General features: G+C 61.9%; 10 protein-coding genes. 6 read left to right on the top strand and 4 right to left on the bottom strand.

Annotation, left to right across the window (positions count from 1 at the left end; translation table 11 throughout):
- Window positions 1-22 precede the first annotated feature (22 nt).
- Complete coding sequence (locus ACZBJS_RS21155) at window positions 23-823, top strand: IclR family transcriptional regulator (protein WP_463439099.1); 801 nt, start codon at window positions 23-25, stop codon at window positions 821-823.
- Window positions 824-1,402: 579 nt separating this feature from the next.
- Here the strand turns inward: ACZBJS_RS21155 and ACZBJS_RS21150 are convergent.
- The 4 genes from ACZBJS_RS21150 to ACZBJS_RS21135 form a co-directional block, all read right to left on the bottom strand.
- A complete protein-coding gene (locus ACZBJS_RS21150) occupies window positions 1,403-2,464 on the bottom strand; it encodes a class I SAM-dependent methyltransferase (RefSeq protein ID WP_463439098.1) in 1,062 nt (353 codons plus the stop codon).
- A gap of 323 nt (window positions 2,465-2,787) precedes the next feature.
- Entirely contained in the window at window positions 2,788-4,215 is a 1,428-nt protein-coding gene (gene ahcY / locus ACZBJS_RS21145; protein ID WP_038388536.1) for an adenosylhomocysteinase, read from the bottom strand.
- 126 nt (window positions 4,216-4,341) lie between these two features.
- Window positions 4,342-5,538, bottom strand: coding sequence for a methionine adenosyltransferase (gene metK, locus ACZBJS_RS21140; RefSeq protein ID WP_057016728.1), 1,197 nt, complete (start codon window positions 5,536-5,538; stop codon window positions 4,342-4,344).
- Between the two features lie 60 nt (window positions 5,539-5,598).
- Window positions 5,599-6,954: a hypothetical protein gene (locus ACZBJS_RS21135; protein WP_016843649.1), complete on the bottom strand. Its 1,356-nt coding sequence runs from the start codon at window positions 6,952-6,954 to the stop codon at window positions 5,599-5,601.
- A 346-nt stretch (window positions 6,955-7,300) separates the two neighbouring features.
- Between ACZBJS_RS21135 and ACZBJS_RS21130 the strand changes: the two genes are divergently transcribed.
- The 5 genes from ACZBJS_RS21130 to ACZBJS_RS21110 all read left to right on the top strand — a co-directional run bounded on the left by ACZBJS_RS21130 (window position 7,301) and on the right by ACZBJS_RS21110 (window position 14,964).
- Window positions 7,301-8,143: an FkbM family methyltransferase gene (locus ACZBJS_RS21130; RefSeq protein ID WP_456792492.1), complete on the top strand. Its 843-nt coding sequence runs from the start codon at window positions 7,301-7,303 to the stop codon at window positions 8,141-8,143.
- 20 nt (window positions 8,144-8,163) lie between these two features.
- Complete coding sequence (locus ACZBJS_RS21125; protein ID WP_249168185.1) at window positions 8,164-9,651, top strand: glycosyltransferase; 1,488 nt, start codon at window positions 8,164-8,166, stop codon at window positions 9,649-9,651.
- Window positions 9,652-9,661: 10 nt separating this feature from the next.
- Entirely contained in the window at window positions 9,662-10,411 is a 750-nt protein-coding gene (locus tag ACZBJS_RS21120; RefSeq protein WP_028338321.1) for a class I SAM-dependent methyltransferase, read from the top strand.
- 1 nt (window position 10,412) lies between these two features.
- Window positions 10,413-13,013 (top strand): hypothetical protein, encoded by a 2,601-nt coding sequence (locus ACZBJS_RS21115; RefSeq protein ID WP_463439097.1) that lies wholly within the window; start codon window positions 10,413-10,415, stop codon window positions 13,011-13,013.
- Window positions 13,014-13,236: 223 nt separating this feature from the next.
- The gene (locus ACZBJS_RS21110) at window positions 13,237-14,964 is read left to right on the top strand and encodes a caspase family protein (RefSeq protein WP_463439096.1); all 1,728 of its coding nucleotides are present in this window, start codon (window positions 13,237-13,239) and stop codon (window positions 14,962-14,964) included.
- Window positions 14,965-14,971 lie beyond the last annotated feature (7 nt).

Raw genomic sequence — 14,971 nt, 5'->3', positions numbered from 1 at the left:
TTGTCGGAGCTGGCAGGGCCACATGACGAGAGAGAGCCGCGGCATACAGTCGATCGAGGTCGGCGGAGAATTGCTCCGCGCGCTGGCCCGCAGCGGCGAACCGATGATGCTGCGCGATCTCGCCCGCGAAGCCGGCATGCCGCCGGCCAAGGCGCATCCCTATCTCGTCAGCTTTTCCCGCATCGGCCTGATCGAGCAGGACGAGACCACTGGCCGTTACGAGATCGGGGCGCTGGCGCTCGAGCTCGGCCTGATCAGCCTGCGCCGGCAGTCGGCGGTACGGATCGCAACGCCGCGGATCGCAGCGCTCGCCGACAGCATCAATCACGCGGTGTCGCTGTCGGTCTGGGGCACCCACGGTGCGACCGTGGTGCGGCTCGAGGAGCCGAGCCATCCGGTGCATATCGCGATGCGCGTCGGATCGGTGGTGGCGCTGCTCGAGACCGCGACCGGCCGCGCCTTCGCCGCCTTCATGCCGCCGAACGCGATCAGGACTGCGCTCGACAGTGGCCTCGATCGCCTCGGCGTCGGCTACAATCCGAAGCGTCCGCCGGCGGACGCGAAGACGGCCGATATCCTCGCCGAGGTCCGCAGCCGCGGGCTGGCGCGGGCGATCGGCGATCCCTTGCCCGGCGTCAACGCCTTCGCCGCGCCGGTGTTCGATCACGCCCGCCACGTCGCGCTGGTCATCACAGCGATGGGCCCGGAGGGCACCTTCGACGCCAGCTGGGACAGCGCAATTGCAACTGCGCTGCGCGATTGTGCGGGCGAGATCTCACGGCAACTGGGGCACAGCGCCGGCGACCGAAAGACCGTGACCTAAACACGCTCGTCCGGCTCCCTCCTCGCGCGCAAGTGACCACTGAGTTGCCCTACATGGCAAGTCCTCCGGTGCTTATCCGGAGCACAACTCAGTGTATGATGTGTCCGTCTCACCCGATCGAGGGGGGCTGCGCATCGTCACGGATGTTACGGTGAGATGCGATTGACGCCCGAGCGCGCGTAGTGGCTGGTGTCTTCAAAGCGCGCAGCGCCTTTGCGAAAGAAAGTACGTCCGATCGGCGCATCAAGCTAACATCGAACCAGATTTAAGACTTGCGGCAACACTCTCCGAATCGGCGCGCGGCACTCCAGCCTCCACGACCTCCCGGGATACTGCGCGGCTGCATCCAACAGCGAAACACGACACCGACCGGTGACGAAATGACACGATTGATGAAATCAGCGACCATCACCAGGTTCATAAGCGAGCTGTGCTGCCGTTCACTCATGCTCTGTTCAAGCTATTTAGATTAGGACGGATCGGGAAGCAATATCGATACGTCCGCAGCCAGCTCGAGACGGTGCTTCATCAGGTTCTTCCAGTAAACTCGTCCGCGTGACCAATATATAGCCGACTCGCTCACAGCTTGCAGAGGTATTGACGTCCATTCGTATTTGGATCGGATCCGTCGCTAGACGACAAGAAGAGCGCTCCACCCCAATGCGAATATGCGCCTCGCCCAATTTTCTGGATCGTGTCATGAGCTGAGTGGGGTGGTCCAAGGAGCTTACCATCCTCGAACAATGCGAGGCTAGAACTTATGGGGCTCGTACTGTCGTCACCCCGCGGAAGATAATCCGGCAGTGTCGCACCCCACATTAAGCCGCCGTTGCTCGCAAACGACTCGATACGAAACTCGGTCGGTTTACCGGACTCGATCCGGCGACCGTTCTCAATCTCGAAGGGACTGAACCACTCGATCGCGTCGGATAGATGGCGTTGACCTGTAAATTTCCGGCCGTACAGGCTTTGGATTGGGATTGCCCAATCGAGGGAATCGGGACGCTTGCGGGCGACGAGCATGTGGAAGGCGATTCTTTGGTCGAAGGTGCCGATAAGGCCTTCGCCGTACGAGCCGAGCAGGGCTGGTTTAACGAGCCAGCGCGGCGACTGCGGAGAGAAGTGGAGCGAAATCGAGTTGAGCAGATCGAATTTCACCGCCGCATAATAGTCAAGCATGAGCGTAGGGCTGAATTGATAGAAGCCATGATCAACGCAATTGCTCATCGGCAAGATATGGACGGCAAGGCCGCCGGGACGCAGCATGCGCGAGATGTTGGTGAGCGCGTTCGGAACGTGAAAGACGTGCTCCAGCGTCCCGCCGTTAAGCACCACGCCGAAGCGGCCGATCAATTCAGGTGGAAGACTTTCATTGTTTAGATCAAACTCGAAATCGGCGCCCTCGTATTTGCTGATGTCGATGCTTGACAGATCATTTAGCCCTCCGCACATTTGAAAATAACGAGCCGCGCTCATAGGGCGATCGGCGGATGCCCATAGCGAAACCTTCTCTATGGCTTTAGTAAAGGCTTTCTCTGAGAAGCCGCAGTCCATCACACCAAGCGTTGCGACCGGCCCGTTGGCATGGTGTGCCAAAAGCCACCCGCGCAATAGGACTGCAACGTTGAGCGCCAAACCCATGATGATGCCTCACTTTGGAGGGGCAGCGCATTTGCCTCCCCTACTGACTAGCCGATTGCGGGGTAAGAGCCGCAGGGCAAGTAGCTCTGTAACCCGAGAGAGCCGACCCTAGCAACCCGAGCCTTGGCAAGCCATCTCTGATTTCCCGAATCCGAAAGGGACCTTATTGCACGGCCCATTTTGGTATGACCGGTCCTCGACCGGTGCACGGGGGCGACCAGTCAAATTGCGTGCGGCATCCCAGCTTGATGCACGAGCCTGCCTAGCAAAAAGCCCCGGGCGAGGCCGGGGCTCTTCACGTGATCGATTGCTGCGGGCGCGGATCAGTAGCGGTAGTGATCCGATTTGTACGGACCTTCCTGCTTCACGCCGATATAGTCGGCCTGGTCCTTGCGCAGCTCGGTCAGCTTGACGCCGATCTTGGCGAGGTGCAAGCGGGCGACCTTCTCGTCGAGCGTCTTGGGCAGCACGTAGACCTTCTTGGCATACTTGCTGTCCTTGTTATTGGCGAACAGCTCGATCTGCGCCAGCGTCTGGTTGGTGAAGGAGGCCGACATCACGAAGGACGGGTGGCCCATCGCATTGCCGAGGTTCACGAGGCGGCCTTCCGACAGCATGATGATGCGGTGCTTGTCGGGGAATTCGATCTCGTCGACCTGCGGCTTGATGTTGGTCCACTTCAGATTGCGAAGGCTCGCGATCTGAATCTCGTTGTCGAAGTGACCGATGTTGCAGACGATGGCGCGATCCTTCATCGCGCGCATGTGCTCGATGGTGATGATGTCCTTGTTGCCGGTGGCGGTGACGAAGATGTCGGCGCGCGGCGCCGCGTCTTCCATGGTCACGACCTCATAGCCTTCCATCGCCGCCTGCAGCGCGCAGATCGGATCGACCTCGGAGACCATGACGCGGCAGCCGGCCTGGCGCAGCGAGGCGGCCGAGCCCTTGCCGACGTCGCCGAAGCCGGCGACCATCGCGACCTTGCCCGACAGCATCACGTCGGTGCCGCGGCGGATGCCGTCGACCAGCGACTCGCGGCAGCCATAGAGATTGTCGAACTTCGACTTGGTGACGCTGTCGTTGACGTTGATCGCCGGGAACAGGAGCGTGCCCTTGTTGGCCATCTCGTAGAGGCGATGCACGCCCGTGGTGGTCTCTTCCGAGACGCCCTTGATGTTCTTGGCGATCTCGGCGAACCAGCCCTTCGGCTTCTCCTTCAAGAGGCGCTTGACCAGCGCGTAGAAGATCTCCTCTTCCTCGGAGCCCGGCTTGTCGAGGAAGGCGGTGTCGCCCTGCTCGGCGCGGTAGCCGGCATGCACCAGCATGGTGGCGTCGCCGCCGTCATCGAGGATCATGTTCGGCGTGCCGCCGCCGTGCCAGTCGAACAGCTTCGCGGTGTAGTCCCAGTACTCGGTCAGCGTCTCGCCCTTGACGGCGAACACCGGAATGCCGGCGGCGGCGATCGCGGCTGCGGCGTGATCCTGGGTCGAATAGATGTTGCAGGAGACCCAGCGGATGTCGGCGCCGAGCGCGGCCAACGTCTCGATCAGCACTGCGGTCTGGATCGTCATGTGCAGCGAGCCCGCGATGCGCGCGCCCTTCAGCGGCTGCTTGGGGCCGAACTCCTCGCGGGTGGCCATCAGGCCGGGCATCTCGGTCTCGGCCAGCGAGATCTCCTTGCGGCCGAAATCGGCGAGCGCAATGTCCTTGACGATGTAGTCGGTGAAGCCGGGCTTCGTGGGGGCGTTCATTTGAGCGTCCTGTTGTTGAACGGGTCGTTCCGGGGCGCCTCGAAGAGGCGAACCCGGAATCTCGAGGTGATGATTAGGGATTCCGGGTTCGCTCGCTCTCGCGAGCGCCCCGGAATGACGCAAGTATCAGAGCGCGCGCTTCAGCTGCTCGACGAGATCGGTCTTCTCCCAGGAGAAGCCGCCCTCATTGTCGGGCGTGCGGCCGAAATGACCGTAGGCCGAGGTGCGCGCGTAGATCGGGCGGTTGAGATCGAGATGGCTGCGGATGCCGCGCGGCGTCAGATCCATCGCCTTGGCCGCCGCCTTCTCGAGCTGATCCTCCGACACCTTACCGGTGCCGTGGGTGTCGATGTAGATCGACAGCGGACGCGCCACGCCGATGGCATAGGCGAGCTGCAGCGTGCAGCGGTCGGCAAGACCGGCCGCGACGATGTTCTTGGCGACATAGCGCGCGGCATAGGCGGCCGAGCGGTCGACCTTGGTCGGATCCTTGCCGGAGAACGCGCCGCCGCCATGCGGAGCCGCGCCGCCATAGGTGTCGACGATGATCTTGCGGCCGGTCAGGCCGGAGTCGCCGTCGGGACCGCCGATGAAGAACTTGCCGGTCGGATTGATGTGCCAGATCGTCTTGTCGGTGATCCACTCCTTCGGCAGCGCCTCGCGGACGTAGGGCTCGACGATGTCGCGGATCTGCTTGGACGACAGGTCCTCGACCAGATGCTGGTGCGAGACCACGATCTCGCGGACGCCGACCGGCTTGCCGTTCTCGTACTGCACCGTGACCTGGCTCTTGGAGTCCGGACCCAGCACCTTCTCGCGGCCGGAGTGGCGCGCTTCGGAGATCAGCCGCAGGATCTTGTGGGCGTAGAAGATCGGCGCCGGCATCAGGTCCGGCGTCTCGTTGGTGGCGTAACCGAACATGATGCCCTGGTCGCCGGCCCCCTCTTCCTTGACCTCGCCCGGTTGCAGCGCGTCGACGCCCTGCGCGATGTCGGCCGACTGCGGATGCAGCAGGATCTCGATGTCGCAGTTCTTCCAGTGGAAGCCGTCCTGCTCGTAGCCGATGTCCTTGATTGCAGAGCGAACCACGCTCTCGATGTGGTCGTTGGTGACCGAGCTCGGGCCGCGCGTTTCGCCGGCGATCACCACCTTGTTGGTGGTCGCGAGCGTCTCGCACGCCGCGCGGATCTGCCACGGGTCGATGCCCGCTTTCGGTCCCTCGCGATAGAACAGATCGACGATCTCATCCGAAATACGATCACAGACCTTGTCCGGATGGCCTTCCGAGACCGACTCGCTGGTGAACAGGTAAGACGCGCGCATCAAGCAAACCCCTTGTTAAGTCGAAGTCCGACGTTGGTTGGTGAATATGTCCCCGGCATGTCAGTCTCGTCGCCGCGAGATGACGTAGGATTCGTCGTAGAACCACAGCCCGTTGTGTTTGCGGAGAACTTCGCGCGTGGCCTCGAGAGCTCGTCCGTTTTCGGTCGTTTCGGTCAACCGCTCATCTTCGATCTGCGCGACATACACCGCCGCATTCCACGCAGCAAAGGCCGTCGAGGTTCCGATCGAGCCGGTTACCTCATTGGGCAGCGCTTCCATATCATATCGGAAGATCGAACGGTTATCGGCGTAGGCGTTGAAGTTCAGCTCGCGGCCGGCGGAGCCCAGTTCGTATTTCACCGCGCGCAGTATCTCATGGCGGCTGACGGCGAAAGGATTTTCTCCGGGCCAGACCGCTTGAATCATTTCAAGCCCGGGATCGCCGCCGTGGGAGTGGATTCCTATCAGCCGCCCGCCGCCGCGCAGCGCGCGGGCCAGCGGCGCGATAATCCGCTTGGCGCGGAAGTTCACCGAGGATTTGGCACGGTAAGGTTGCGAGGCGATCACAAGATCGAAATTGGCTTCGGTGCGGCCGGCCCGCGGAATGATGGAATCGAGCAGGAACCGGTGATCGTCCCGGTACAGGACCAGCGCCACCGGCCGCTCATAGATCGGCATCGCATTGCCGGGGCTGAGATTGGCGCGCCAGTTCTGCTCCAGAAACGGACCGAGTTCGGCGATCTGGGCCTCGAACTCACCCGACGACGCTCCCCGCAGAGCTACCTCGTGCCAGATCATGCTGGCGGCCGCCGCGGAGTTCTTGGGCGTCAGCCACGGCGCCTCGGCGTAATACATGTTGGTGAACACGAAGACGCTGGCCGGATGCTCGAACAGGCGGTCGGGGACCTTGTCGAGGGTGAGGCGGACGTCCTCGAGGCTCAGTTCCTTGCCGGCGACATAGAACGGCATATGTGGGAAGCGGCCATGCATGGCGCGCAGGACCCGGGCCAGCACCGTGCCGTCGCCCATCCCGGCATCGAACACCCGCAGCGCCGGCGGCCGCGGGTGGATGGCCGCCAATTCCAGCGCAACCCGGTCGGCGATCACCCGCTTCTCGCTGCAGGTGTGGACGAACAGCAAATAGCGCTGGCGGTTCTCGAAGAACCGGAAATTGCCCCGCGGATCGCGCTTTTCCGGCGGCACCACGAGGCCGCGCGGCGGCGCCACGCCGCCCGGCGTCGAGGTCGCGATGAAGGCGTTGATACGGTCGAGCGTATCGATCGTGATGCGCTTGCCCTCCCGCAGCCGGTACACCAGCTTGCCGTCATTGACGGCGCGGCGGCCGAACGTCGTCTCCGCCATGTCGGAGCGACGGCAGAAATCCGTGATCTGGCTGAGGATTTCGTCGTTCTTCATGGCGCCTTGAGTGGGCAGCGGCGAGTGGGATAAGAGTGGGCAGAGGCTATACGTGGTGAATTGATATCACCATCTTCCCACCAAGGGAAGGCCTACGCGCTATCGGAGGACCATACCGCGAGGCACGACCGCCCCCTGTTTGACCGCTATTGCCCGGTCCACACGATCGGATGCGCTCTCTCGCCGCTCTTTTGCGGCGCGAATTGTCACAACCACCGATTTTCAAACAAAAGTTCCACAGCCCTTCGCATCGAGGAGCGAGCTCGACGAGCGACCCAATCCGCACGTTTTACAACCGCGCCGACGTTCGTTAAGAGTGCCGGCTTTAGGGACACCAAATTCGCCAATGAAAACCACTCACAAGATCGGTGCCGCTCGCTTGATGTACCGCGCCGTTCGCGCCGGACGGTCGCTGCTGGGAAGATCCGATCGTCAGATCGCCGTCAGAAACGGCATCAACTACGATCTGGACCTGGCGCAAGGCATCGATTTCGCGATCTATCTCGGCAATATCTACGAGCGCCAAACGAGGGCCACGCTGCGCGGGCTTGTGAAGCCCGGATCACTGGTCCTCGATATTGGGGCCAATGTAGGAGCCCACACGCTCCATCTGGCTCACCTCGTTGGTCCGGAAGGACGCGTTCTCGCCTTCGAACCGACCGACTTCGCCTTTCGCAAGCTCAATCGCAATCTCGAACTGAATCCCGAGCTGCAGAAGCGCGTGATCCCTCTGCACTGCTTCCTGACCGGCAAGGACGCCGAACCCGTTCCGTCAGCCATCTATTCGAGCTGGCCGCTCACCAATGAAAGCGGCTTGCACGCAAAGCACCTTGGGCGTGAGATGCGCACGGAAGCCGCGCAAGCCCGCAGACTCGACGATGTTCTGGCCCAGTTCCCGGATCTGCGGGTGCAGCTCGTCAAGCTGGATGTGGATGGCTACGAGTGCGACGTTCTCCGCGGAGCCCCAAAGCTCATGAAGGACGTGAAGCCGATTTTCGTCATGGAACTGGCGCCCTACGTGCTCGAGGAACGAGGGACCTCCCTAGAAGAACTCTTTTCGTATTTCATTCCAAACGGGTACCGTTTTTTCGATGAAAAGCACGGCAACGCGCTGCCTTCCTCGGCCGCCGAACTAGGCCGAATGGTTTCGGACGGTGCCTGCATCAATGCAATTGCCCGTGTGCAATAGCGTGACTGTCGGAGATTGCATTGGCTTCTTATTCATCCCAGGCGAACACAGCGGCGACTTTGTCCAGCGAGCCGCGGCCGCTCAGCAACCGTAAGCGCGAATTCCTGGAGCGCATCGAGGCCACGCTTGAGGAACAGGAGCGCTGGCGGAAGATCAATTCGGCCTACTATGCCGAAGACCTTCAGTACATGCGCTTTCTAATTCCTCCTGGGAAGCGTGTGCTTGAACTGGGTTGCGGCCGCGGCGAGCTGCTCGCCGCGCTTGAGCCTTCTTATGGAGTGGGCGTCGACTTCAGCCAGGCGGCGATCACGCGGGCGCGCGAACGATTCCCCAATCTGCAATTTCATGAAGGCGACGTGGAAGATCCGCAAACGTTCGACGCGATCGAAGGTCCGTTCGACTACATTGTCATCGCGGACACGATCGGGATGTTCGACGACATCGATGGAACGCTAGGGCTGATCCAGAGGATCTGCTCACCATCGACGCGACTGGTGATTTCCTATTATTCCCCCCTCTGGGAACCGATCCTCAAGATCGGAGAAATGCTCAGACTGAAGAGCCGGCAGCCGAAGATCAATTATATCGCCACCTCGGACTTCCTTAATCTGATGGATCTTGCCGACCTTGAGGTCATCAGGCACGAGCAAAGGCAATTGCTGCCGCGGCGGTGGCTCGGGCTGGGGCCTTTCATCAACCGGTTCATCGCGCCGCTGCCGGGCATCCGCAATCTTTGCTTGCGGACATATTTTGTTGGGCGCCCCATACGGCAGTTTGCCGACCGGAAGCTCTCGGCGAGCATCCTCATTCCTTGCCGCAACGAACGTGGCAACATCGAGAGCGCCATCAAGCGCATGCCCAGGTTCGGCAGCGCGCAAGAGATCATCTTCGTCGAGGGCAACTCAAGTGACGGCACCTTCGAGGAGTGCGAGCGGGTTCGCGACGCCTATCGGGGCGTTTGGGACATCACGGTGCTGAAGCAGGACGGCAAGGGCAAAGGTGACGCCGTACGAAAAGGCTTTGCGGCAGCCAAGCAGGACGTCCTGATGATTCTCGATGCGGACCTGACCATGCCGCCCGAGGCGTTACCAAAGTACCATGCTGTGATCGAAAGCGGCAAAGCTGAATTCGTCAATGGCAGCCGCCTCATCTATCCGATGGAAAACGAAGCGATGCGGCCGCTCAACCTGATTGCCAATCGATGCTTCGCCTACATCTTCAGCTATCTGACCAACACGCGATTGACCGACACCTTGTGCGGTACCAAGGTCCTGCTGCGAAAGGACTACGAGGTGCTGGCGCGCGAGCGATCCTATTTTGGCAATTTCGATCCGTTCGGTGACTTCGACCTGATCTTCGGTGCGGTGAAGCAAAATCTGAAGCTGATCGAAACGCCCATTCACTACAAGGCCCGCACGTTCGGCCAGACTCAGATTTCGCGCTTTCGCGACGGCTGGCTGCTACTGAAGATGGTCGTATTCGCCTATCGCAAGCTCAAAGCTGTATGATCGGTGAGCCGTGACAGACAATCCAGCCGGCTTGAACCAGCGCCAGATCGTCCACCGCGAAGTGTGGGAAACAAAGGAGGCGATACGCCTTCTGTACCAGGACTACCATCGGCAGCTCTTTGAGAACTGTCCGGAGGGTGCAATTCTCGATATCGGCGGAGGCACCGCTCATATCAAGCAAACTCGCCCGGACGTCGTCTCCGTCGACATCCTGCGCTTTCCCGGCATCGATGTCGTGGCCGACGCTCACCGACTGCCATTCCAGAACAGCGTATTTGGCGGCGTGGTGATGCTCGACGTCTTGCATCATCTGGAGCGCCCGATCGAATTCCTCAACGAAGCGTCACGCGTGCTGAAACCAGGCGGACGGCTGGTGATGATCGAGCCCGCGATGACGACGCTGGCGCGCCGGTTCTACGACCACTTTCACGAAGAGCCGGTGGATATGAAGGCCGATCCATTCGCTCCGGTGCCGATCGATCCCAATCGCGACCCGTTCGACGCAAATCAGGCCATTCCAACGCTGCTGTTTGCCACGGAGCCGGCGCGTCGGCGCGTGGAACAGACCGTTCCCTCGCTGCGTGTGCGCAGCGTGGACTGGCACAGCCTGTTTGCCTATCCCATGAGCGGCGGATTTCAGAGGTGGTCATTGATTCCAGCGGCTCTGGTCAGCCCGACGCTACGGTTCGAAAGGATGGTGCCAGCGCCTGTTCGAAGGCACCTCGCGTTCCGAATGATCGTCGTGGTGGAGCGCGTATAGGATGCAGCACCTTCTGGGGAGGACCGGAGCTGCGGTGGAGCCAGGTTCTACCCGCCATGTCAGCGGCTGGAAGTCGATCGCTGCGAGATCGGTATTCTGGCTACTCGCCCTCTTGACGCTGGCAGCGCTCGCGCTCCAGCTCGGCATTAGGCAGAAGGAGTTCGAATTTTCCGGCCCATTCGGACCGGAGACGAATCCGCCGCAGGCCTCCCTCATCCTGGGCGTTCCGCAGGAACCGCCCGCTCCATGGTGGCGCCAACCACTGCTCGGCGACAGCGGCGAGAAACCCCTTCAGTCCTTCCTCGAGCTGCGCATCGACGGCCGCAGGATGGGTCCCCCGCACACCCTTCACGAAATCATTCGATCGGGCACGACGACCGGCTTCAGCCATTGGGGGGATCGCGTGATCTTCGCGCTTCCCCCTGACGTGAAGAACGATGCGACCGCGACAGTGACACTCCGGTACAGTGTTCGACCGAGAAGCTGGTTGACCGCCGCCCTTGCGATTTTGACAGCCCTGCTAGGCTGTTACGCGTACTCCGGTCCGCTCGGATCGTTCGCGAAGCGGTTTGGAAAACAGTCGATGGCCGTTGCCTTAAGAGCCCCTTACTGGATCTTGGCTGGGCTGTGCGGCACCGCATTGGCTGCCTCGGCGGTGTTCGCGCTTACCAGTCTCTATGCCTTGATGATGGGCTACGCGCTGCCAACGACCGCGCTCATTCGTTGGTCGCCAATCGCCGGGTGGGCGGCCAACAACGAGCCATATCTCGCGTACCCGCTCTTGATGCTGGCTGGGCTCGGAGCCGCCACGACATGGTCGATGGGCTCGAACGCATTGCAACAGTCGCTCATCAGGTCATACGAACAATTCTCGCGACGGCTACTCACCTGGTGCGGGCTTCCGATCGTGGCATGTGCCTACATTTATTGTATTAGCTCCATGTGGGCGGGAATCGTCAGGCCAAACGATCCCAACACCACGAGCCTTGGCGGCCTGCTTCCGTTTTCAGACGCAAACGGTTACTTGGCGTCCGCCTTCGGTCAGGTGACCAATGGGACGTGGAGTTGGTTCGCCCTTCGGCGGCCCTTGGCTGCGGCTTTCAGGTCGGTTCTGCTGATTTTTGGCAACCTTTCATTGCAGCAAATGCTGATCCTGCAAGCTTGCCTGCTGGCAGGTGCGATTTGTTTCGCGACCCATGCGATCATGAAGTGGCGCGGCGTCTGGGCTGGAATAGCCTTCTTTGCGCTGGCCTATATCTACAGCCGGTACTTCGTGCCGACGACGCTCACCGAGCCGCTCGGATTGTTCTGGGCGCTGCTGTCGATCCCGTTCTTCCTCAAGGCCTTCCACGATCGCTCTGTCAGCGCCGCGCTGGTCGCATTTGCGATGACAGCCATAGCATTGATGACGCGAATGGGGAGCATGTTCACGCTTCCTGCTCTGGTGGTCTGGCTGGTCTGGCAATTCGGACGGGACGCCAAAGCAAAGCTCAGGATTGGCCTGGCAGCATTCTGCATTCTACTCGGCGTTCTCGGATTGAATTCGGTGCTACCACGGGTCTATGCGGCCGGCCCCGGTTCAATGACGACTGGCAATTTTGCCTACGTACTCTGTGGCCTTTCGATGGGGACGACCTGGGACGGTTGCCTCAAGGAGCTCGCCGCGGAAGGTAAGCCTATTGTGGGCACCGAAGAAGCCATGGTCCGGCAACTTTACTCCGCCGCCTGGACGCATTTCCGCGCGAACCCTGGTGTTCTCTTCCGACGACTGGGCGAGAGCGTCGTGGAATTCGCCACGACGTTTCCTGGCCTGCTCTGGAGAGGCTACGGATGGGTCGTCCAGCCTGATTGGCTCGCTCAGAACGTGCTGACGGCGATATGTATCGCCGGCCTATTGTACGGCGCCATACGACGAACGAAAGCTGTCGAACTCACATTCTGGGCCCTTCTCTGGGCGAGCATCGTGGCATCGTCCGCATTCATTTACTTCGATGACGGTGCACGAGCTCTCGCTGCCAGTCAGCCGATGATAGCGCTGTTCTTTGCGCTGGGAATGAGTAGCCGGGTCGGGTCATTGACCGAGCCTGCGGCGCACTCTCGATTGCCCCGGAACGGATTGGTCGGGTTGGCTGCGGCGGCAATGCTTTTCGTTTGCGTCCCTTGGGCAGCCTATCGCCTCGCTCCCGGCGAACAGGAAGGCGCAAACCTATCGCAACTGCCGAACGAGACCTTTGTCTTCGGCGGCCGTCGGATGTCTGGCTTCCTCGTCGTCGATGACGGCCAACCTCTTCGCAACGAGATTCCGTCCATTCATCTTTCGGACTTCGCGGCCATCATCGCCCAAAGCGGGGTCGAGCACTTTCAGGATCTAATCCACCCCATCATGCCCCCCTTACCCTTTGGCTTCGTGTTTGCTCCGCGCCTGGAGAAGGACGTAATTGGCGAGCCCTTGTATATCGTGCCAGCGGAGGTCGTTGAACGTCGCGACATTGAGGTATGGCATCTCGACGTGAAACAATGGGGCCAGCTACATGCCGGCTTTGGGATGCCGTATTGGCTCTACGTCACGAAGGCGGAGCCGTGGCCGGCAGCCAGGCGGTAATATTTTGCCGGTTCGCAGCGTAAGGTAGCTCCAGCGCTTACCCGCCGCAAACGTCCCATCATTGGGAACGGAAGGCTTCCGCGCGGCGCGGATATCGATTGCCACGTCCGTGTTCCCACCCATTGAACCCGCTTCGCTGCCCGATCACCAAACAGTCATGACCGCTGCCTGGACCGCCGCGCCGTCGCCGATCGCCGTGACGGCTCTATCCCCTGGATGACCGATGCGCCGCGTGCTCCTGATCCCCTGCGTGCTTGCCGCCATGCTGTGGTCGGCGCCCTGCTTCGCCCAGGCGCGCTCCCAGCTCGGCCCGCTCTGCACGACCGAGACCACGCCGGCCGACCAGATGATCGACGCCTGCACCAAGATCATCGCGCTGAAGGTATTTCCCGGCGAGAAGCTCGCGACCATCTATTTCTGGCGCGCGGTCGGCTGGAACAAGAAGGGCAATTACGCACAGGTCATATCGGACGCCACCGAGGCGCTGCGGCTCAAACCCAGCACCGCCGTCTACAATCTGCGCGGCTCGGCCTATTTCGACAAGGGCGAGTACGACCTCGCGATCGCCGACTTCAACGATGCGCTGCGCATGGGGCCGCCGAGCGGCATCATCTTCCACAATCGCGGCAACGCCTATCGCAGCAAGGGCGACTATGCGAAGGCGATCGCCAACTACGACGCCGCGATCAAGGCCCTTCCGAAATCGGCCTTCTCCTACCAAAACCGCGGCTCCTCGAAGCAGGCGCTCGGCGATCTCGACGGCGCGCTTGCCGACATCAACGAGGCCGTCAGCATCGATCCGTCGCTGCCGCAGCCGCTGATCAGCCGGGCCGTAGTCTGGCGCGCCCAGGGCGATATCGCGCGTGCGATTGCGGACACGTCGGAGGCGATCCGGCTCGCCAAGGCGAAAGCGCCCGTCAACATCATGACGCCGCCGGGCAGCGTACTGATCTCGGCCTATACTCAGCGCGGCCTCGCCTACGAGGCCAAGGGCGACGCCGCCCACGCCAAGGACGACTACGCCTCGGTGCTCGAGGGCGTGGCCTCCGACGCCGGCAGCAAGGCTAACCAGGCCACCGCCAAGGTGCGGCTCGCGCTGCTGAGGCAGGCCGACGCAGCGCCGCGTAAGGCTGCGGCTGCGCCTGTCGCCGAGAGCAGCCCAGCCGCGCCGCCTGCGGCTTCCGTCACGGCACCGGCCCCGCCAGCCACACGGGCGCAGGCGGCGGCGACCGGCCGGCGCGTCGCGCTGGTGATCGGGAACGGCGCCTATGCGCATGTGAAGGCGCTGCCCAATCCGCCCAACGATGCGCGCGCCATCGCCAAGAGCCTGCGCGACATCGGCTTCACCGTCTCGGAGGGTCTCGATCTCGATCGCAACACCATGCAGAAGACGATCAACGATTTTCTGCGCGATGCGGCGCGGTCGCAGATCGCCGTGGTCTACTATGCCGGCCACGGCGTGCAGGTCGATGGCCGCAACTATCTCGTGCCGGTCGATATCGCGTTCAGGGCCGGCGGACGCGTGACCGACGCGATGGTCGATATGGATGTGATCATGGCCGGTCTCGACGATCAGATCCGCACCAACATCCTGATCCTCGATGCCTGCCGCAACAATCCGATGGCGCCGCAGGTGGCATCCGCGGGCCCAAGCCGCGGCATCGAGGCCGGATCCGGTCTTGCCGCTCCCGCCTCGCTCGGATCAGGCTCGACGCTCGGCGCCGGCACGCTGATCGCGTTCGCGACCGCGCCGGGCCAGGTGGCGCTCGATGGCGAAGGCGCCAATAGCCCGTTCTCGGCGGCGCTGTCCCGCCATGTCGGCACGCCCGGCCTCGAGGTGCAACAGATGCTGACGCGGGTCCGCGCCGAGGTCGTCGCTGCGACCAAGGGCAAGCAGGTGCCGTGGTCGAACTCCTCGCTGCTCGGCGAGGTCTATCTCGCCGAGCACTGACAGCGCT

The sequence above is a fragment of the Bradyrhizobium sp. KZN70725 genome (genome assembly GCF_055264925.1).
The sequence above is the reverse complement of the archived record's forward strand: the minus strand, read 5'-3'. Positions and strand labels throughout refer to the sequence as shown.

Coding starts and splice junctions, on each gene's coding strand:
- ACZBJS_RS21155 (WP_463439099.1), top strand. CDS start 23: ATGACGAGAGAGAGCCGCGGCATACAGTCGATCGAGGTCGGCGGAGAA.
- ACZBJS_RS21135 (WP_016843649.1), bottom strand. CDS start 6,954: ATGAAGAACGACGAAATCCTCAGCCAGATCACGGATTTCTGCCGTCGC.
- ACZBJS_RS21115 (WP_463439097.1), top strand. CDS start 10,413: ATGCAGCACCTTCTGGGGAGGACCGGAGCTGCGGTGGAGCCAGGTTCT.
- metK (WP_057016728.1), bottom strand. CDS start 5,538: ATGCGCGCGTCTTACCTGTTCACCAGCGAGTCGGTCTCGGAAGGCCAT.
- ahcY (WP_038388536.1), bottom strand. CDS start 4,215: ATGAACGCCCCCACGAAGCCCGGCTTCACCGACTACATCGTCAAGGAC.
- ACZBJS_RS21130 (WP_456792492.1), top strand. CDS start 7,301: ATGAAAACCACTCACAAGATCGGTGCCGCTCGCTTGATGTACCGCGCC.
- ACZBJS_RS21150 (WP_463439098.1), bottom strand. CDS start 2,464: ATGGGTTTGGCGCTCAACGTTGCAGTCCTATTGCGCGGGTGGCTTTTG.
- ACZBJS_RS21110 (WP_463439096.1), top strand. CDS start 13,237: ATGCGCCGCGTGCTCCTGATCCCCTGCGTGCTTGCCGCCATGCTGTGG.